At 43.0% G+C, this 22,016-nt stretch carries 11 protein-coding genes and 1 pseudogene; 2 read left to right on the forward strand and 10 right to left on the reverse strand.

Translation table 11 applies throughout. The features are described from left to right. Nucleotides 1–142: 142 nt before the first annotated feature. The 10 genes and pseudogenes from H6G17_RS26520 to H6G17_RS26560 all read right to left on the reverse strand — a co-directional run bounded on the left by H6G17_RS26520 (nucleotide 143) and on the right by H6G17_RS26560 (nucleotide 16,691). On the reverse strand, nucleotides 143–1,549 hold the full coding sequence (locus H6G17_RS26520; RefSeq protein WP_192161568.1) for a condensation domain-containing protein: 1,407 nt from the start codon (nucleotides 1,547–1,549) through the stop codon (nucleotides 143–145). 8 nt (nucleotides 1,550–1,557) lie between these two features. Beyond that, nucleotides 1,558–6,390, reverse strand: coding sequence for a non-ribosomal peptide synthetase (locus H6G17_RS26525; RefSeq protein WP_192161569.1), 4,833 nt, complete (start codon nucleotides 6,388–6,390; stop codon nucleotides 1,558–1,560). Then, complete coding sequence (locus tag H6G17_RS34850) at nucleotides 6,387–7,811, reverse strand: methyltransferase (protein ID WP_347276474.1); 1,425 nt, start codon at nucleotides 7,809–7,811, stop codon at nucleotides 6,387–6,389. Before H6G17_RS34850 ends, H6G17_RS26525 begins: the two co-directional genes overlap by 4 nt. A gap of 252 nt (nucleotides 7,812–8,063) precedes the next feature. Continuing rightward, nucleotides 8,064–10,997, reverse strand: a pseudogene (locus H6G17_RS34855) (amino acid adenylation domain-containing protein); the annotation flags it as partial. Between the two features lie 118 nt (nucleotides 10,998–11,115). Further along, entirely contained in the window at nucleotides 11,116–12,624 is a 1,509-nt protein-coding gene (locus tag H6G17_RS26535) for a 3-oxoacyl-[acyl-carrier-protein] synthase III C-terminal domain-containing protein (protein ID WP_192161571.1), read from the reverse strand. Beyond that, complete coding sequence (locus tag H6G17_RS26540) at nucleotides 12,621–13,070, reverse strand: 4'-phosphopantetheinyl transferase superfamily protein (RefSeq protein WP_192161572.1); 450 nt, start codon at nucleotides 13,068–13,070, stop codon at nucleotides 12,621–12,623. The genes H6G17_RS26535 and H6G17_RS26540 overlap by 4 nt, the downstream gene beginning before the upstream one ends. A gap of 37 nt (nucleotides 13,071–13,107) precedes the next feature. Continuing rightward, nucleotides 13,108–14,436 carry a chorismate-binding protein gene (locus H6G17_RS26545; RefSeq protein WP_192161578.1) on the reverse strand — a complete coding sequence of 443 codons (1,329 nt, stop codon included), beginning with the start codon at nucleotides 14,434–14,436 and terminating at the stop codon, nucleotides 13,108–13,110. Between the two features lie 27 nt (nucleotides 14,437–14,463). Then, complete coding sequence (locus tag H6G17_RS26550) at nucleotides 14,464–16,017, reverse strand: benzoate-CoA ligase family protein (RefSeq protein ID WP_192161573.1); 1,554 nt, start codon at nucleotides 16,015–16,017, stop codon at nucleotides 14,464–14,466. A gap of 38 nt (nucleotides 16,018–16,055) precedes the next feature. After that, nucleotides 16,056–16,451, reverse strand: a complete 396-nt coding sequence (locus H6G17_RS26555; protein WP_192161574.1) for a 4'-phosphopantetheinyl transferase superfamily protein — start codon at nucleotides 16,449–16,451, stop codon at nucleotides 16,056–16,058. A 12-nt stretch (nucleotides 16,452–16,463) separates the two neighbouring features. After that, the gene (locus H6G17_RS26560) at nucleotides 16,464–16,691 is read right to left on the reverse strand and encodes an acyl carrier protein (protein ID WP_192161575.1); all 228 of its coding nucleotides are present in this window, start codon (nucleotides 16,689–16,691) and stop codon (nucleotides 16,464–16,466) included. 845 nt (nucleotides 16,692–17,536) lie between these two features. Between H6G17_RS26560 and H6G17_RS26565 the strand changes: the two genes are divergently transcribed. Beyond that, nucleotides 17,537–20,239 carry a TonB-dependent receptor gene (locus tag H6G17_RS26565; protein WP_192161576.1) on the forward strand — a complete coding sequence of 901 codons (2,703 nt, stop codon included), beginning with the start codon at nucleotides 17,537–17,539 and terminating at the stop codon, nucleotides 20,237–20,239. 49 nt (nucleotides 20,240–20,288) lie between these two features. Then, a complete protein-coding gene (locus H6G17_RS34290; protein ID WP_199317018.1) occupies nucleotides 20,289–21,560 on the forward strand; it encodes an MFS transporter in 1,272 nt (423 codons plus the stop codon). Nucleotides 21,561–22,016 lie beyond the last annotated feature (456 nt).

The raw sequence follows: 22,016 nt of genomic DNA on the forward strand, positions 1-22,016 counted from the left end.
TAAAGCACAATTTTTGCAAGAGATAACATAAATACGATTCACAACCAAGAATGAAAATCTTTTTCTCGATTCTCCTGTACGGGCGCACAGATGTGCGCCCGTAACGACTCCCGATTTTTTTAGCAGATCTAATGACCAATGACTAATGACAAAAATCAAAGTTAAATGTTGCTTGTTTTTCTAACATTAATCTGATCCGTTGTTCTTGCTCTGTAAGTAACGATAAATCCTTGAGGCGTACTTCAGGCTTTGTGGCGATGTTTTCGAGTAATATCTCAAAATGCTTCAATATGCCAGCAATTGTAGTACTATCAAAGCTACGAAAGTCGTAACTGATTCCTATACGCAACTGGGAACCAGGATAACCAACTAAATTTAGGGGATAGTTTGTTTTATAGAGATTCAGGGTGAGTTCTATACTCTGTTCTTGCTCCTGCGTTCCTTGGAGAATCTCATCTACAGGTTGATTTTCAAACACAAAGATACTGTCGAATAAAGGCGCGCCAGGTGGTAGTTCGCTCCAACGTTGAATATCTACTAGGGAGGTGTATTCATACTGACGAATTTCGACTAGCTGTTCCTGAAATTGCTTCAGCCATGACAGTAAATACTGCTCGCCATCTACTTTGACTCTTACAGGTAAGGTGTTAATTAACATCCCTACCATCGATTCTGAATCCTTTAAGTCTGCTGGACGACCAGAAACAGTACACCCATAGACTACCTCATTTTTGCAACTGTAGCGACTAAGGAGCAAAACCCATGCAGCTTGAGCGATGACGTTGATGGTTAGGCGGTGCTGTCTTGCTAGGGACTGTAACTTGGTTGTGGTTAATTTTGAGAGCTTAATTTGTGGCTCATCATATCTTTCTTCTGCATTCAATAAGTTGTCAGCATAGAGATTGGTTAACTCAGTGGTTGCTTTTAGTCTTTTGAGTGTCCGCCGCCAGAAATCTTCGGCTTTGGACGAATCTTGTTGTCGCAACCAGGTAATGTAGTCTCGAAAAATACTGCCTTTTCCTAAGTTTATATCTTGACCTTTATTATAGGCTGTGTATAATTCGATAACTTCTTTGATGACTAATGGTGATGACCATCCATCCACAATAATCATATGCGAACTCCAGATAAATTGGTAAGTGCGATCGCCAAAGCGAATTAAACTTACGCGCATTAAAGGAGCTTGGGATAAATCGAAACCTCGTTCGCGATCGCTTTTTAAAAAACCATCGAAACGCTTTTGTTGTTCTTTTGGCTCTATTCCCCGCCAATCATGTTGCTCTATAGGTACTTTGACATTGCGATATACAACTTGTAGCGGTTTGTCTATATCTTCCCAATAGAAACTAGTACGCAACATTGTATGCCGATCGACAACTTTCTGCCATGCACGTTCAAAAGCAATCACATTAAAATTGTCGCGAACATGAAAAGTAAAGCCTAATTGCGAAAAATAAAGTGTCAATTCAGAATCATAGATGCTATGAAAAAGAATGCCATGTTGTATCGGCGAAACTTCATAGATGTCTTCAATATTTTCCGTATTCATATAATTCTTTACTTACCTTTGCGATTGAGTTTTGCCAAAAACTTATCTAGTCCTTTTTGGCTTAAATTCAGTTCGGGAAAATCAGAAGGTGTGTAACTTTTACTTTCAGAAGCTTGACAATGGGTAATGAGTGCTTGCAAGGCGTTCGCAAACTCTTGAGCTAGCGTTTCAATTGTGGATTGTTGATGTGTTCTTTCGCTATACGTCAGATTGAATCGCAACTGACCGCTAACCACTAGACCGTTTATTTCTATCAGTTCGCTTCTTTTATTTTGCGGACTGCTCGATAGTCCGCTTGAGTCTGGGACGAATTTGAATAGCGATGATTGGGAAAACGTTTGGTCAAACTGACCGAGATAATTGAAGCTAACTTCCGGTTGCAGCAGCGATCGCAATAACTCAATTTTATCGGTATTCTTGTTAAGATAGCGGAGAATACTATAACCAATTCCTCGGTTTGGAATAGCTCGAAGTTGCTCTTTGATCGCTTTCAATGCTTCCCCAGAATGAGAAGATTTTCCGAGATTTAAGAGTACGGGGAAGATAGACGTAAACCAGCCAACCGTGCGCGACAAGTCCAAATCGGCGAAAATTTCCTCCCGTCCGTGACTTTCTAAAGATACTAATAGAGAGCGTCTACCCGTCCATTGAAAAAAAGCCTGTACTAGTGCTGCAAGCAAAACATCATTTATTTGAGTGTTATAAGCTTGAGGAACTTCTTGAAGTAAAGCTTGGGTTTGTTCTAAACTAAGGGCGATCGCGACGTTGCGCTCGGAAGCTACCGTATTCTCACCGCCAGGAAAATCCACTGGTAGAGATACTCGATCGGACAACTGAGTTAGCCAGTAGTCCCACTCTTTTTGTAAAGTAACAGATTGTGCGTAATCGTGCAGATGTTCCGACCAATGCTTAAAAGAAGTTGTTTTAGCTGGTAACTCCACCTTTCTCCCTTGGTCGAGCTGTTGATAAGCCGTCTGCAAATCTTCTAGTAAAACTCGCCAAGAGAACATATCCACAGCTAAATGATGGATGGTTAGTAGCAGGCGGCTCGGTTGCTGCATCCCAAAATCGTAAACAGCGAACCTTGCAAGTGGTGCGACTGCAAGATTGAGGCTAGATTGTAATTCAGTGGCAGATGCTTGAAAGGCTAGTTCTTGTTCTGCCTTTGTCAGTCCTGAAAAGTTGAAACGTGCCAAAGCCACTGCAACATCACGATCGATAATTTGCTGCCAGCCAAACTGCGTTTGCTCAAACTGCAAGCGGAGCGCATCGTGATGTAATAGTAACTGTTGTAATACCTGCTCTAATAAGTCTAAGTCAACTTGTGGCATTTCCAGCACGATCGCCTGATTCCAGTGGTGTAAATTCAGTAAATTCTGCTCGAAGAACCAATGCTGGATCGGTGTCAATGGTACTAAACCTGTAACAAGTCCTTGCTCCGCCTGGATTGTTTGTTTTGAGACAGCTACAGTTGCTAGCTCGACAATGGTTTGATGCTGAAATAACTGTTTAGTCGTCAACTTTATACCAGCAGAGTTAGCTTTGGCGACGATCTGGATAGCAAGAATAGAATCTCCGCCTAACTCAAAGAAATTGTTCCGAATGCCGACAGGGTGGACACCCAACACCTCTGACCAAATTTGTACCAGTTGTAATTCTACGGTGCTACGAGGTGGAACAAAGCTGGTTTCTTGAGTGAGGCTGGACGTATCTGGGGCAGGTAAAGCGCGGCGATCGACTTTGCCATTAGGAGTTAGAGGCAACATTTCCAGGTTGACAAAAGCTGCTGGAACCATAAAATCGGGCAGTTTTTCCTTTAAGAAACCGCGCAATTCGTTTGCAGAAACTTGCTCTTTAGAGACAACATAAGCTACCAAACGCTTGTTTCCCGATTTATCTTCGCCAGCTATGACCGAGGTTTCCTTCACCTGTAGATGTTGGCTGAGTACAGCTTCAATTTCTCCGATTTCGATCCGAAAACCGCGAATTTTAACTTGGTCGTCAATTCGACCGAGAAACTCAATATTGCCATCTGGTAAATAGCGTACCAAATCCCCAGTTTTATACAGGCGATCGCTTCCTTTTTTTAACTTTTGACTTTTAACTTTTGACTTTTCAAGAGGAATAAATTTTTCTTTAGTTAAGTCTGCTCGATGTAAATAACCTCTAGCTAAATTAGCACCACCTATATACAGTTCACCAGTCACCCCAACTGGAACTAACTGTAGGTGTCGATCCATCACATAAGTTTGCACGTTAGCGATCGCCCGTCCAATTGGTATAGATTGACCTGTATCGACTGCTGCACTTGGTAGTTTGTAAATGGTTGATGTGACTGTTGTTTCCGTTAGCCCGTATGCGTTGATTAACTGTACGCGATCGCCAACCATCTTTTGCCAAATCGCTACTTTTTCTGAATGCGCTGGCTCTCCACCTATAATTACCAAACGTAAGGACTCAGGAACAGCTACGGTCGTTTCTAATTCAGCCATCCACTGATGCCAGTATGCTGTTGGTAAATTTAATATTGTGAGCGATCGATCTCGGCACTTTTGCAAAAAGGTAGGTACAGAAGCCAACATTTCCTCAGTGCGTAGCACCAAAGTTGCACCGCTAGTTATGCAAGGATAGATTTCTTCTGCTGCTACATCGAAACTAACGGAAGCAAATTGAAGCACGCGATCGCATTTCGTAATTCCATATTCAACCTTTACTGTCTCTGTAAAACTGACTAAAGACTGATGCGGAATCATCACTCCTTTGGGCTGACCAGTAGAACCGGAGGTGTAAATTACATAGGCTAAATTTTCAGAACTAGCAGTATTGACTAAATTCTCCTGGCTCTGTTGGGCGATCGCTTCCCAGTCTTTATCTAAGCAAACTATACGTGCATTCTGGGCTGGCAGACGTTCTAGTAACTTTTGTTGAGTTAACAGCACCGACACCTGAGCATCTGACAGCATGAAGCTCAATCGCTCTGGGGGATAAGCAATATCTAATGGTACATAAGCTCCACCCGCTTTGAGAATCCCCAGCAGTCCTACGATCGTATCTAAGGAGCGATCGACACAAATTCCTACCAATACTTCTGTCCCTACCCCTAGCGATCGCAAATAACGTGCTACTTGGTTAGCTCGATGGTTGAGTTCTCGATATGTCAGATGCTTGTCTACTCTTCGAGAAGCCGCGCTATGCGCGTCTACAAAAACTACAGCTACAGCTTCAGGCGTACGTTCTACCTGAGCTTCAAATAGTTGATGAATGCATTTATCTTGGGGATACTCAATTTGCGTGCGATTCCACTCTACTAGTAACTGATGCCGCTCAGCTTCGGTTAGCAGGGGTAATTCCGAGATAGACGGCTCGCGATCGCCTACAATCGCCCAAAGCAAAGTTTGAAAATGTCCTGCCATGCGGGTAATAGTGGCAGCATCAAACAAGTTCTTGTTGTATTCAAATTTTGCTAGCAATCCTTGCTGGGTTTCCCGCATCGACAAGCTGAGATCGAAATTAGCCGTTGCGATCGGTATTTCCAAAAAGCTGAAAGTAAGTCCTGAAAGTTCTACCTTTTCTGTTGGTACATTCTCCAAGACAAACATCACCTGAAACAGTGGTGTATGGGATAAGTCCCGCTTTGGCTGTAATTGCGTCACCAGCCGATCGAATGGTAAATTTTGGTGCTGATATGCTTCCCAGGCGACATCTCGCACTCGCTGCAACAACTCTCGAAAAGACGGATTACCCGTTAAGTCAGTACGCATGACGAGAGTGTTCAGAAAATAACCAATTAATGATTCCAACTCGCGGCTGTGGCGGTTGGCAATGGTTGTGCCGATGCAGAGATCGTCCTGGTTAGTATAACGATATAGTAGTGTATTAAATGCTGCCAGCAGAGTTATAAACAGAGTTACCCCTGCTTGCTGACTCAGTTTTTTGAGCTTTGCAGTCAGATCTGGATCTAGTTCTAGGGTGATGACGGCTCCCTGGAAAGTTTGAATAGGCGATCGCGGATAATCGCTTGGTAATTGTAATACGGGTGGTGTATTACTTAATTTCTGCTCCCAGTAACGCAGTTGTTCTGGCAATGACTGCTGTAACTTCTGATGTTGCCAGTAAGCAAAGTCAGCATACTGGATGGGTAATTCTGGCAAGGGTGAAGGTTTGCCTACAGAGAAAGCTTGATATAGTGCCGCAAGTTCCCGCATGACGATCGTACTCGACCAAGCATCAGCGATCGCGTGATGGATAACAAACAGCAATACAGATTCTTCTGGAGCAAGTTTAGCGAGGGTGACTCGCAGCAATGACCCTTCTGCCAAATTAAAGGGGCGTTGAGATTGAGTAATAGCAAGCTGCTGGAGTTCTTCTCGTGGTAGAGTTGCTATCACTAATGTGAAATTTGGGTTGGGAGCAATTGCTTGAAAGGCTTCTCCATCTATAGTTTTAAATGTAGTGCGGAGAATTTCGTGTCGCCGGATTATTTCAGTCAGGGCTTGCTCCAGAACGGCTACATCGACTGAGCCTTGTAACTGTATAGCAAATACTTGATTATAAGCAGCACTGCCTCCCTCTAATTGGTCGATAAACCACAGTCCTTGCTGACCAAAAGACAAAGGTAAATTGCGATCGCGTGGAATTGGTTTAATTGTTTCCAGAGTAGAACTAGTGGCATTAACTTGCTTGACAAACTGCACTATTTCTGACCTGCGTTCTGCTATCTCTGCTTGTAGAGCAGGTGTCATTGCCTCTTTGGGAGCGTTACAGCGTAGGCGATCGCCATCTAACCACAGCCTGATGTCTAGCTGACTAAGCTCAAACAAGAATTCCTGAATCGGTTTCATAGCTCAATCTCCACTCGATTATCTAATGCCTCATCTATTGGAGCTTGGAGTTTTTGAGTTGTTTGATAAATCTCTTCAATCGACTTCGCTAAACTAGCTAAAGTTGGTGCTTGGAGCAAATTTTGCACGGGTAAATTGACTGGAAATTGTTCGCGCATTCGAGCGATCGCTTGAGTTGCTTGTAGAGAATCTCCCCCTAGTTCAAAAAAATTGTCGTTAATCCCCACTTTTTCGATTCGCAAAACTTCTTGCCAAATACTGGCTATAACTTGCTCGGTTTCAGTTTGCGGTATGATATATGTTGTTTTGAACTGCGTAGACGCATAGCGGCTTGTCGTCAGACATCGCAAACCTTGTAGCTGAGGCAAAGCAAGACGGTCTACTTTACCGTTAGCTGTTAGTGGTAGAGCATCCAGAAGTACAAATTCAGTCGGTAACATATGATCGGGCAGCTTTTTCTGGAGGAAATCGCGTAACTGTTGAGGTTTAAATCGCTGCACAGTTGATGGTGCTTGAGACACTAAAACATCAAATCCAATCAAATCGGCAATAGAGCCAGGTTGATTCATAAAAACGCTGTCGGCAAATCCCAAAGAAGCGAGTGTTTGCTGCCATTGTTCTTTTGATAACACTGGATGTTTCGATCGCAATTCCAGATCCTCAAATCGCTCAAAGCCTTGCTGCAATCCCATATTCAAATCAAAGCAATGATGAAATTTAGTTTTTTCTATTGCTAGGAGTAAACCTTTTGGGGCTAACAACGAACGAATGTTTTGCAGTGTTTCCTTTACAGAGCGAGTGTTATGTATAACAGTTGCCGCAATGACGAGATCGAACGTATGTGGCTGATAACCTTGCTCGCTAGGATTCTTTTCCAGATCTAAAATGTCATAGCTGACAAAAGGATAGTTGACAAAATTTTCTTGAGCTTTCTGAAGAAAGAAGTTAGAGATATCTGTAAAAATATAGCTTGTTTGCTTTGGGGGTAACAGTGGCAGTAAATGTTCTGTAGTAAAACCATAACCGCCTCCAACTTCCAGAATTCGCAGTTGTTTTCCTGGCTCTAAGTTTTGCACTACTGCTGTAATAATTTGCTTGGCGATCGCATTGCAATCAGCAAACATTATTTTGTAAGTATCCCGCGTTTTATCAGAGATATAGATTTCTGCCGAATGAATTTTTTCGGTAATAATATCTGCTAAGTCTTCATAAGGAGTATTTGGGAGTAAGTCTATCCAGCTTCGAGCAAATCCATCGCTGACTGCGGTAGTTGGAAACAGCCTTTGAGATCCGGTTATGGGTAATGCCGCAATGTTAGTAAAAACTTTTCCCTCCTGCTGCAAACATCCCTCTTTGACTAGCACCTGCAAAGCTCGACTTAACCATTTCTTGTAGCGAGGAACAATTTGACATCGGGACATCAAATCATCTATGTCATACTTCTCCCCTGGTAAATTATAAACACCAAGTTTTCTGAGCGCCCGACATACTGAAATTGCGTACAGATGATTTTGATCCTCCCATAGCTTCAAGAAGATTTGAATATCTAGATCCCAAAAACTATGTTGAGCTTGTTGATGTGCCGCCTGTATCAGAGATTCCCACAGTTGTTGAGATTTTAGAGAGTCTGCATGTTCTATTTCCAAGAAACTTGATATTTTCTCAGACTTTGGAACGACATAAGCCACCAAATGTTTATTTTCCTGTGATTCTTCTACAGCAGTCACTAACGCATCTTTTATATCTGGGTGCTGCTTTAAAGCCGCTTCAATTTCACCTAATTCAATCCGATAGCCCCTGATTTTAACTTGAAAATCTACCCGTCCTAAAAACTCAATATTGCCATCAGGTAAATAACGACCAAGATCGCCCGTACGATAAATGCGTTCTTTTATGCGAGGATGGATAATAAAATTGGCAGCAGTTTTTTCTTCGTCGCGCCAATATCCTTTAGCAACTTGCACGCCAGCACAATACATTTGACCAGGAACCCAAACAGGGCAATCTTCTAAAGCTTGATTCAAAATGTAGTATTTTGCATTTGCCATTGGTTTCCCATAAGGAATACTCTTCCAGTTAGGATCGACTTGTGCGATCGCATAACCAATATTCCAAATAGTCGTTTCAGTTGGTCCACCAATACTAAGTATTTGTATTTCTGGTACTAAAGCTTTCAGGCGGTTAGGTAAGGACACGGGAAGCCAATCGCCACCCATAATTGCCAAACGCAAGCTTGCAGGAATGACTATAGATTGACTTTCGGCATATTCCACCAACATCTGCATCATTGCGGGTACAGAATTCCACAGCGTCACTTTTTCCCGCACCATCAACTCAGCCCAATGAGCCGGATCTTTTACACCACAGGGATCGGGCATGACAACTGCACCACCTGCACAAAGCAGACCAAAGATGTCATATACGGATAAGTCATGGTTCAAAGCCGTCACAGCCAAGATCCGGTCTTGGCAACCAATATTAAAACGCTGGTTTGTGTGGACGACAACGTTCATGATGTTACGATGAGTAACCATCACCCCTTTGGGTAAACCAGTGGAACCAGAGGTGTAAATGACATAAGCTAGATCGTCAGGTGTTTGCGCTGGTTTGAGTGGCTGGCTACTCTCGTTTGCCCAGTCTAGTGTATCTACGCACAAACGTTGAATTGGCGATCGCCACTCTAATTTCTCATCTAGCCAAGATTGGGTGAGAACAATTTTCACCTCACTATTTTCTAAAAGATAATCCCTTCGCTGTTGCGGTAATCCTGGATCGATGGGAACGTAAGCTGCACCAGATACCAAAATACCTAGAACGGCAACAATTTGTTCCCATCCTTTGTCCATCACTACGGCTACCAGTTGGTTTGGAGTAGCCCCTAGTTGGCGCAGCCGACGACCTAGCTGATTGGAAAGTGCGTACAACTCTTGATAAGTTAGAGTGCGCGCTTGAGAAATAACGGCGGGTTCGCTGCCTCGCTGCTGGACTTGCTTTGCAAACAACGTATGCAGCAATTCATCGGGAGTTGGCGCATCTGTAGCATTAATCTCATGGCGTTGTGCTAATTGGGCGGGAGGAATGATTTGTCTAGTCGTCTCAATCCAAGCTGATTCGGAAGTAGCCAGTTGCTTGAGAAAACAACAATAAGCCTCAAACATATCAGCGATCGCTCCTTCTGGAAACAGTTCTTCAACCACATCCCAGTTGAATGTTAATGTTTCCTTTTCCTCCCAGACTTGAACATCCATCCAAGCTTGGGAAGCTTGACTGATACCGTAAACTAATTCGCCAAAATGACTGAAGGTTAAAGTTTCCTGACCCAGAGAACCAAAGCCCAGGGTACTAGTAAAGACGACTGGCATAGCACTGGGGGCTGTACCTTGCCTACGAGCCAGTTCCCGCGTGACGCGCACGCCGCTGATATAGCGATGTTCTAAATCTTGCCACAGTTGTTGTTGCAAGCGGCGAGAGCGTTGAGTAAATGGTTCTGAAGTAGAGTTATCTACAGCTAATAAGGTGACAGAGGTGAAGTCTCCTAATACATCGTTGACTTGAGGGTGCAACGGTAGACGATTAAATAAGGCAAGGTTAATTGTAAATCGCGGGCTTTTGCTCCAAACAGTCAATATGTCCGCAAAAGCAGCCAATAAGACACCTGAAGGAGTTAAGCCAGCACTAGCGGCTCGTTGCTTCAACTGCTGCCATTCAGTAGGCTCTAATCGCCCTTCATAACGCTTGTTTTGATGTTGTGTGAGTTCTTTCGGATTTTTGGCAAGAGGTAAGTCCGGGGCTGGGGGTAAGTTGTCTAGGCGGCTAAACCAATATTCTTGCGATCGCCTATACAGTTCTGTTTCTTGCAAGCTTTGTTCTGCTAAAACGTAATCGCGGAAAGAAATTTCTAAGGGTGGTAATACTGCATCAGGATGCTGGTAAAGTTGAAACCATTCGTCAAACAGTCGAAACAAACTCCAAGCATCAAAGATTTGCAAATCGTAGCTGACGTGCAACCGAAAGCGATTTTCATCTAAGTGCGTGACTCTAAATTCAAATAAAGGGAAGCGATCGCTTGGCAATACCTGATGAGACATTCGCTGACGAATCGCTTCAATCTCAGCAGTAACAGTATCTTCCTCATGTCCCTTCAGATCCACAATTTCAATCGTATAAAAAGGGACTTGTTCTAAAACTTGCTGTTGTCCGTTTGGTAAAACAATAGCTCTAAGCATATCGTGACGCTCGATTAATTTTTGCAGCGCCCAGTTCAATTTTTTGACGTTTAAATATTTACATTCAATTTCGTAATATCCATGATTGGCGACATTTCCCAGCTCAAGTACTCCACTACGACCTACCCAAAACGCATACTGCATATCGGTGAGGGGGAAAGGCTGGTAGCGCGCCTCTGGTGCTGGAACAATTGTTGGTATATTTGCCTTTGTGTTATTCTGGCGTAGCAGCGTCAGTAGTTCTGCTTTATGTTCGGTCAGAGAGTTACGCAGTTCTGGGGTGACTGCTCCCTTCGGCGCATCAATATCTAGTAAATCTCCATTAGCAGATAGTTTTACGCCTCGCTCGGAAAGATTGGTTAAAAGTGAATGTAAATTCATAATTTATATAGCACTTCTATTTGAGGTTGTCATTGGTCATTGGTCATTTATTGTTGGTAATGGGTAATTGTCAGCTCCCTTGTCTCCCTGCTGTCTGTTTCCCGTTCCCTATTCTTTTTCACAAACTCAATTTCTCTCTTTCTTCAACGTCAGCGACGCTAATTGAGTCTGCGGTGAGATTAACTAAGGCTAAGCGATCGCCTAATACTTCAACTAATTGAGCGATATTACGATCGCCAAAAAATTGCTCTATCGGCACTCGTACACCCAAATCATTTTCAATCTGAGTTTTGAGCAAGAAAGTTGTGAGAGAGTCAAGCAATGACGCGAAAGGCTGCTCTCGATCGCTCTGTGACAAGGGAAGTTGTAGCGATCTTAGCCATTCGATCAGATACATTTCCAGCATTTGCCGTTGTTTCTCCCGACAAACAGTTAAGAGCTTCTTTCTTGTTATGCTGCTTTTTTCTCTTGGTAGGCTATTTGCTGTTAAATGAATTTTTTGTTGAGTGACACTTCCAGGCGAGACAGGAACCGATCCAAGTGCCACATCACCCCAGCGCATCACAACTGCCGCAGCAGTAGCCGCCGCACCCTTAGTATAAACTAGCACTAAATCGTTTTCGCAAATTTTACTTGCATGGGCAGCGTGATACAAATTGGCGATGGGAAGGACGGGACCAATGTTTGCATATTGGGGGTAAAGATTTATTGTTCGCTCTGCACTGATACCTAATGCTCGCGTACAGACATCGGTGTACCAAGCAGTAGGAGTATTGAAAGCAAAAAAATCGATTTGGGCAAGAGTTACGCCAGCAGCAGCAGCAGCGTTTTCGCAGCAGTTACGGACGAAATCTACAGATGTTTCGGCAAGTGCGATCGCGTTGTCACCCGTGCGAGTGCGTATCCGAGGCTTACCTTGGGCATCTGTTACGAGTTCATGTAAATAAGCCCCACAGGTTGCAGCTGTGTTGACGATTTTAGCACCCAAGATACCTTGGTTTGGTTTGAGGCGATCGACTACAAAGGCTCCAGCAGCGTCACCCATTGACCATGACAGGGTATCTTCTTCGTCTACTGTTTTAGACCCAATGTGAGATACAACGACTAGTGCGTTGCGGTATGCTCCCGTTTGTATGAGTGCTTGAGCGTTTTGCAGTGCTACCAAGGCACTAGAGCAGGTTGATTCTAAATTCCATGCCGGACAGCGCAATTCTAGTTGATGAGCAAGGTGACAGGCATTACCATGTCCGACTTGTTCGGGAAACAGGGAAGCCACGATCGCCAACTCGATTTCCTGGGGAGACACTTGTGCAGCAGCAAGAGCATCTTTGGCGGCGCGATATTCCAGTGTTAGAGAAGATTCATTAGCATCAACCACCCGTCGCTCTACAGTACCGCGAAAGGGGTCTGACAAATACGGTGCTACCGCTTGCGACCAGATATCAAATACATTTCGATTGGAGGTATTACTAGGCTTAGGCAGCCTTGGCTTCCTTGGCTTTTCTTGCTGCACTAATTCGGGAAACTTATTTAACCAATACTCGTTTGTGCGAATGATGCTGCCAAAGCTAAGTGCAAGCGAGCGAATACCGATTGAATAATTTGTGGAATAATTTGAATGCATCATGACAACCCTTTTACTCGCGCTCTTCCCAAAGCAATTACACTTGCTGCGGCGTAAGCAGTTTCATGACTAATACTCAGCAGCAAATTTGTCAAACCAATTCCAGATGTAATTTCTCGACATCTACCGTGTAGAACTACTAATGGTTCACCTGTTGGCAGGCGTTGCACTTCAATATCGAGCCAGAAAGCCTCTTGTAGTTCCATTCCTAGGGCTTTCATAACTGCTTTTTTAGCACATATACGACCTGCAAAATAGTGAATGCGATCGCTCGCAATCTCAGCAGCACTACGCTCGCTTGCCGTAAAGTATTGCGTTTCAAAATGCTCTTTGGCTGGATCTACAATTGCTGCGATCGCATTCATAGGCATAATTTCAATCCCACGACCAAGAATATTTAAGGAATCGGGTATAGAAGAAGCCAGTATCTTCACGCAGGGCAATGCCATTATAATTTATGTCCTTCCAAGCACAATAAAATACTTTTTAAAATCGAGATTTCAAAACTAAATTCGTTAGCATAGTGTTCATTTTGTTAACCGACTCGATATATTCTTTTTCTGGTATTGATTCAGCAACGATTCCAGCACCAGCGTTTAAGTAAATTCGATCGCCGTACTGATAGACAGAACGAATAGCGATCGCTAAATCTCCTGTACCACTACTATCTACCCAACCAATACCGCCAGCATAAATTCCTCTCGGTTCGTCTTCCAAGCGGTCAATCCATTTTAGAGCTTGTTGTTTATCAATTCCAGAAACAGTAATCCCTGGAAACAAAACTTTTAAAGCATCCCACAAAGTTTTTCCTGGTTGTAGTTGTCCGCCTACTCTAGATGATAAATGCTGTACGCAACGATATTTTTTCACCTCCATAAAGTTGAAAACTTGAATCGTTCCTGGCAGACAAAAAGAAGCAATTTCGCTTTGCGCTAGCCAAATAGAGAGCGCGTGTTCTTTCACTTCTTTTGCATCAGTAAAGAGTTCGTGACTCAGGCGGTTATCTTCTTCTAAGCTTTGGCTTCTAGGTCGAGTTCCCGCTAGTGGATTTGTCACGATAAAACCATCTTCATAGACTTCCAATAAAGTTTCAGGACTAAAACCAACTGCACGGACATCTCCTATATTTAGACAATAGGAACGTGCTGAATTATTAGCTCTAGCTCCTACTACGTAAGTTCCCAACACATCTAAATCACCCGCGATCGCCTGAGAACGAGAAATAATAGCCTTCTGTAACTCAGTTTTTTGAATTGCTTCGATTAAAGTTACAATTTGCTGTTGATAATTTTCGCGACCGCTAAAGTCTATTATCAAATTATCCGGTAAATAATTTGGTAGTTGCTCGTCCAAAAGGAGGATATCTTGAATTTGCTCTATAGACTTAGTGCTTCTAATACAAACTCCTTCATTTGTAAATATTAGCTCAATCTCTGGAATTAAAAAATATAAACTATCTTGCTGAATTGATTTGGAATATGAAGAATAGAAACGAGCCATATCAAAAGCAACATAGCCATAAGCCGTCCAATTTTCAATAGGCAAAGAAGCTAACATTTTTTCTACTTGTTTAAAAGGTTCGCTAGCTGGCTCAGAGTAGGACTTGCTTATCCCTTTAAAAGAAACCAACTCTTTACTAACTGATATTTTAGCTAGTTCATTACCAGCAATACGAACTTCATTCTTACCTTCATAGAGAACATAATTAGTAAAAATGCCAGCTTGCACAAGGTTTTTCAAGGCAACAATATGATCTCTGCGATCTGGAACAAATCTACGCTTATATTTTATGGTTTTCTGAAGCTCTATCACCATCATCCTACCTCTTTTTTTGAGAATCTTTTACAAACTTGAATGTGTAAGTAAACTTAATTTTTTGCTTAATAACTGGCGATGAATTTTTCCGGTCGAGGTACGCGGTAATTTCTCGATAAAGCAAACTTTATTAGGCACTTTGAAATGAGGCAACCGTTGTCTGGCAAACTGACGAATTCTCATTTCTAATTCAGGTGAAGATTCCTGTCCTTGCTTGAGGCTAATATAAGCAACAATCTGAGTTAATTGTTCTTCATTACCATCGGGTACAACAGCCACCTCAAAAATTTGTGGATGCTGATGTAATATATCCTCAATTTCTAGAGGAGATATCCACTGACCGTTCACTTTAAAAAGGTCATCAGTTCGTCCCATAAACCAGAAATACCCGTCAGCATCGCGCAGATACTTATCTCCAGTTCGCATGGTGTTTCCATAAATCGCTTTTCGGGTTTGTTGTACTCGCCGCCAATATCCCAACATCAAGCTTTCCCCAGCTACTTGTAAATTACCAATTTCGCCAGGAGAACAAGAAAAACCATTGTCATCAATAATTTGAACATCGTAACCAGAAACGGGGCGACCAGAACTTCCTGGTTTGCACTCTCCTACACGGTTGGACAGAAAGATATGCAAAAACTCAGTAGTGCCAATTCCTTCACAAATTTCATGGTTGTATGTCTGAAGCCACTTGTACCAAATAATCTTGGGCAATTGTTCAGCTGCAGACACGCATAAGCGCAAGGAGGAAACATCTAGAGGAGAGATGTCAGCCAGAGCAAGAATACTGGCGTAAACGCTAGGTATCCCAAACAAAATAGTCGGTCGATAACGCTGAATGTCTGCGATGATGTCAAAAGCATTGTTGGCATCAGACAGCACGCTGGTAGCTCCAACTGCCATTGGCATATACAAGGTATTTCCCAATCCATAGGCAAAGGGCATCTTGGCAACTGAGTAGGTGATGTCATTTTCGTGCAAGCCCAGCGTTGCTTTAGCGTAACTTTCTGCACAAACTACCATGCTTTGATGCAGGTGGATCGCGCCTTTGGGACGACCTGTACTACCAGAGGTGTAAAGCCAGAAAGCTGCTTCGTCGGTCGCATCTGTATAAGCTAACAGTTCATCTTGTTGGGCAAGTAGGGAAACAAAAGGGTTTTCTCCATCTGCTAGCAGAATGCAACGCAAGAACTGTGAATGAATAGGAGCTAGTTTCTCTTGCCATGCTTGAGTTGTTAATAAGACCTTAGCGCGTGAATCTTGCAGAATGTACTGAATATCGTCGATGTTACAAGTTGTATTAATCGGGACTGGTACGGCTCCTAACCAGATTGCCCCCCAAAAGGCAAATATAAACTCTGGCGAATCTGGCAACAGAATTGCTATCCGGTTTTCTCGTTCTAAACCGAGGTTGGCAAGTAACCTAGCACTGCGTCGGACAAAGCTGCTGACTTGAGCATAAGTGTACGCTTCATCTCGATAATAAAAAGCTGTTTTTTCACTACGTCCTTGTGCTAAATTGCTTTCTATAAAGTAAGCTGCAACGTTAAGGACACTGGGTAATTCAGAAATATTTTCCATGCGACTTGTCCTTATTGGTTGAGTAATAGCTCGATAATTTATCGGGATAGGGCGAAAACATGAACGAATACGTGTCCATCCCAACAACACCAACTAGCCAGCCATTCTCGTACACCACGTCTTTTCGCCCGATCGCTTGCTTTTCCATAGAGATGAACAGTTATCCTGTCATCTATGATGTTGGTTTCAATTTCATTCCAGTCAATGCCTAATAATCCAGTACCTAGGGCTTTGCCTACGGCTTCCTTGGTGGCAAAGCACACTGCGTAACACTCCAGGCGATCGCTAGCCGATTGGCAGAGTTCAATCTCGCTAGAAGCGAACAATAAACTGAGGGTTTCGCGATCGCATCGGTCAACGAGTCTAGCAATTCTGGCGATCGGTACAATGTCTAAACCTAACCCCCCAATCGCAGTTGTACATTCCTGTAGCATGGCTGCACTTTACTATTTTTGGGTCGCGATCGCAGCCTTAACTGTATTGCAGACCTGGGCTAGAGTCATATCTTGCCGAGTTTCTAGCTTCACGTTGACTCCCAGTTTACGCTTCAATCCCAAAGCAATTTCTACTGTCTCAACAGAATCAAGCTGCAAATCCTGATTTAGTAAAGTATCTTCACTCAGCGTCTCTTCTGGAATACCTAAGTCAATCAGTATCGATCTAAGAGTATTCATGACATTGCAAGTGTCCTTGCAAGTCTTAGCTAGGGAATCACGGAAAATTTCTTTTCGGTCGTCTATCTTTTGACACATACTATCCTTCAGACTTTGAGATGCACTCTGTAAACTTTTGATGGCGATCGCAATTGGCGCATTTGACCCCCGATCGGTCAAAGTGCTGATTCAGTTGGAAGAGAAAAAGCCTTATTGTCAGCTTGTAGGAAATACAAATAAATTAATCGAGCTGTATTGCAAGTAATTTTCAACTAGCTCGAATTTACTTTAATAGGAATTTGTAGCATTTAGCAAGAGGTTTTTGATAAAATATGCTTATGATTATTTTCAGTAGTATTATTTGAGGCTATGAAAAAAGATTGTTAAGCTTTTACCAAGAGTTTGGCAGACATATTAAATGTGTGCTATCACAAAATACCAAAAGGCTAGGACATCACAGCTATCTGTAATCTTTTACTAGAAAAGCTTTTCCTTCTGCCTTCTGCTTAGGTGAATGACTATTGTTTCTCTTCAATGAGGGACAGGAGTGGTGAAAGTCATAACCCATAGCGGGCGGTGGCGCGATCGCCTAGCGTAATTAAGTCGCAGCGCATTCTTTTTAATCAAGACGCGCGTGCAGCAAAGCTTTTCTCCATAAATAATGGTGCCTTGCAACCTATAAAGGAAGAAGGAGAAAACAAGACATTCCGTCTCCTGCCTCCTGTCTTTTTTCAGTAATATTTCTCAATGAATAGATCGTGTTGCAAAAATAACTTGCAAAATGACCGCAAATAACTTTCAATAATTTGAGTACTGTTGTGTCATTAACCACAAATAGAGTGACGCGATAGAGTTTGAGGAGAATAATGAGACCAGAGCGGTTAGTTCAAAGCCTGTTCTTCACAGGCTCAATTGTTGTGTCGATCGCAATTCCTGTTCGAGGAGAAAATATTTTTTCACCTACCCAGACGGGGGATTCAAGGCAAGGATTACCTCTACTCTCAAAAACACAGTTAGTTGAACCTAGTAGGGTGCAGCAACTGCGGAAAATAAGAGAGCCAAGCACAAATGCTCAAACGTTATTACAGCATTCTAGGCTCAGCCAAGCTGGGGTGCAAGTTGTACAAGTAACTGGAGTGCGGGTTAATCCTACTGATAAAGGGGTAGAGATAATTTTAGAAACTCCTTTAGGCAAGCGGTTACAAGTGTCGGCAAGAAGTGATGGTAATACCTATACTGCTGATATTCCTAACGCACAACTGCGCTTGCCTAATAGCGATGCCTTTCGCCAGGAACAACCAGTTGCAGGAATTGCTGAGATCGCGGTTACTAACCAAGATGCTAATACGATTCGGATGACAGTGAAGGGTGAGGCAAGCTTACCACAAGTTGAATCGTTTACCAGTGCTGAGGGGTTAATTTTTGGTTTGGCGACAGCTGTATCTTCTACACAGCAGCTGGAAACTGAACAAACACCCGCCCAAAAGCTGGAGAGTGAAACTCCAGCAGAAAAACCATCGGTTGAGACTGATGAGGAAGAAATAGTGGTGACAGGCGAACAAGATGAGTATTTAGTACCAAATGCAACTGCTGGCACAAGAACCGATACGCCTCTACGCGACATACCCCAGTCAGTTCAAGTCATTCCCCAAGAGGTGATTGAAGATCAACAAGTCATTCGGCTAGAGGAGGCACTACGTAACGCCAGCAGTTTTATCTACGGTGGGACTGATACTACTACCGAAGCCAACTACATTATTCGCGGTTTTGAGAGAACCCCTGTCTTGCAAGACGGTTTCAGGCAATATAATCTCCCAGAAGTTCCAGAAGCGGCAAACCTAGAACGAATTGAGATCCTCAAAGGTCCAGCTTCAATTCTCTTCGGCGAGATTCAACCAGGTGGTGTCATTAATACAGTCACCAAAAAGCCGTTGTCAGAACCTTTTTACGAAGCTGAATTTCAGGCTGGAAGCTACGATCTCGTTCGACCTCGAATTGATATTTCAGGTCCCCTAACTACAGACGGCAACCTACTCTATCGTCTGAATGCACTCTATTTAGACAGCGAGAGTTTTCGGAACTACGACCGAAATATCGAGCGCTTTTTCATCGCGCCAGCATTAACCTGGAAAATTGGCGATCGCACCGACATCACATTTGAATTAGAATATGCAGATAGCGAGCGACCGTTTGATACTGATGGCACTGTTGCCGTAGGGGAAGGAATTGCCGATATTCCTCGCGATCGCATTTTGAACGAACCAGACGACTATATCGAACGTGACTTCTTCAAGGTTGGCTATAACTTAGAGCATCGTTTTAACGATAACTGGACGCTACGCAATGCGTTTCGTTATTTAAATAGTAGTGTCTTTTCCGATAAACTAACCATTGCTAGCGATTTTGATGAAGCAACGGGGATCTTGAATCGCGTTTACGCCTATGATGATTTTGATTCTGAAGATTACTCGTTACAAACAAATGTAGTTGGGAAATTTAATACAGGTACAGTAGAGCATACCCTCTTATTTGGTGTCGATCTCAATCGCAGCAACTCAAGTAATTTTGTTAGGGTAGATTTCTTCAACCCTACACCAATTGATATTTTCAATCCAGTTTACGGCACAGTGCCTAGACCTGCTTCAGAAGATCTACCTCTAGCGCAGGATACTGAAACTGAAACGGACAGAGTAGGGATTTATTTACAAGACCAAATTGCCTTGTTCGACAATTTGAAGTTACTGGCAGGCTTGCGCTTTGATAGTGTAAATCAAGAAGCAACTAACGCAGAAGCTTTCTTTACTCCTACTGGTGCCGATCCGACTCAAAACAGTGATGCTTGGAGTCCTCGCGTCGGGATTGTTTACCAGCCAATTCCAGAAATTTCCCTTTACGCCAGTTATTCACAATCGTTTACTCCTAATACTAGTACTGGATTGACAGCCAGTGGCGAACTTCTCGAACCCGAAAAAGGTGAGGGATATGAAGTTGGGATCAAAGCTGAATTGCTAGAGGGTGGACTATTTGCTACTTTGGCATATTTTGACATTACCAAACAGAATGTTGCCTCAACAGATCCTAACTTTATCGATCTTGGAGGTGTTTTTGTGGCAACAGGCGAACAACGCAGCCGAGGAGTAGAACTCGATGTCACTGGGCGAATTCTGCCTGGGTGGAATATTATTGCTAGCTATGCCCACACGGATGCCGAGATTACTGAGGACAACGTATTTGAAATTGGCAACCGCCTGGTCGGCGTTCCTAAAAATAGTGCCAGTTTGTGGACGACTTATGAAATTCAGAGTGGTAGTTTGCAGGGTTTAGGCTTTGGGATTGGATTTAACTACGTCGGGGAACGTGAAGGAGACTTAGATAACAGTTTTGAATTAGACAGCTACTTTCTCACCAATGCTGCCATTTTTTACCGTCGAGAGAACTGGCGCTTCGCTCTCAATTTTAAAAATCTGTTTGATACTGACTATATTGTTAGCGCACCCTCTAGCAGAGTTGCCAGAATTGCACCTGGCGAACCTTTTACAGTAGTCGGCTCAATCTCACTGGAGTTTTGATTTCAACCTCAGCGCGATCGCACTCAGTATTACAGGAAGGATCTCTGTTGTGATTAACATCAAAAGCTTTCAGAAACTTGGGTTACTCGGCAGCTTATACGTGTCACAGCTAATACCATTTTGGTTTCTTTCCCAAGCTCTACCTATATTCATGCGCCAAAAGGGAGTGTCTTTAGAAGCAATTGGCTTACTTCAATTGCTTGCTCTGCCTATAGCACTCAACTTTCTTTGGTCTCCCTTAATCGACCGTTATGGTTTCACTCGTTGGGGTCATTATAGATTCTGGATTATCTGTTTTCAACTTCTGATTGCTGGCGTGACAGCTATTTGTGCTTGGCTGAATGTCGATCGCAACTTAACTGCCTTGCTCGTTTGTATCGCTTTAATCAGTTTCTTTTGTGCCAGTTTGGATATTGCTACCGATGCTCTTGCCATCGGATTACTGAAGCCAAATGAGCGAGGATTGGGAAATGCAGTGCAAAGTGTAGGCGGTTCTTTGGGTGCAGTTATCGGCGGCGGCGGAATGCTGATGTTGTTCGATCGCTGGGGGTGGACTGCCAGTTTACAAACTTTGGCGCTGATTATGGTACTGGCACTACTTCCAGTATTTTTGCATCGGGAGAAAATACCGAAGAGGAATAAACTCTCTGCTGCATCTGCATCTAAAACAAATTCCACTTCCAGGTTTGCTACCTGCTTTCAATTTCCTTCCTACTTCAAAATATTCATCAACTTTTGCAGTAATCCAGGTGTGCTGAACTGGTTACTAGTCTTACTACTGTATTCATCAAGCAGTCATATGGCTGCTACTATGTTTCGTCCCCTACTAGTAGATGTAGGGCTATCTTTATCAGATATTGGCTGGTTGACAGGAGTTGTAGGTGCTGGTGCTTCCGCATTTGGTGGAATTGCCGCAGGTTTGCTGATTGCTCCTTTAGGACGAAAGCGATCGCTGTTTGTATTTAGTTTACTATGGGCGATATCCATGCTAACCTACCTACTTCCTGCATTCGGGATCGTCGATCTGCCTATTCTTTATTTGGTTAATATCAGTACATTTTTTACTATTGGCATTATGAATACTGCTACCTTCACGATTATGATGGACAAAAGCAGATTAGAAACACCTGGCACAGATTATACCATTCAAAGTTCAATCGGTATTCTGGGTAGTCTCGGTGCTGCTTCTATCAGTGGTGTTATTGCTACAGCAATTGGCTATCGTGGAATTTTTATAGTTAGTGTAGCGATCGCGATTATCGCCTTTTTAGCAATTTCAAAGTCTTTAATTCCTGACTGCCTGGAGGAGCATCGTCACTAGCAGGGTGTTTCTACGCCCAATGCAACGTATACTTGACCGAAAAACTCCTCCTGCCCAATTGAGTCAGCGAAAATATAGGGTTCGTGAAATCAGATGCAATCCAGCAAGATGTCAAATTTGTCAACCCTTTTTTGGCTGTTTTGACGGTATTGTCAACTTAATTTCATTCAAAAGTTAAAAGATAGTATTTTTGGTTTAATACTGAGTTATTTCCTTATTCAGAGACACTAGCCCTAGTAATTCTCTTCCATTCATTTATTTTATACTTGATGCTCTCCCTAGTTACACAACTAGGTAACAGATGTCTTTTGGGTTGAGAATGTTGATAGATCGACTCCGCTGCTCCTAGAAATTTCGTATTACAGTTGTATTTAAGCAGAAGAAAGACTTGCTCGTTTTTGAAAATGCCAGTAACGTGCAGTCGCGTTCTGGGGCGCGTCGCCAATAAGACCAGTG

This window comes from Chroococcidiopsis sp. [FACHB-1243] (genome assembly GCF_014696895.1).
Classification (GTDB): Bacteria; Cyanobacteriota; Cyanobacteriia; order Cyanobacteriales; family Chroococcidiopsidaceae; genus Chroococcidiopsis.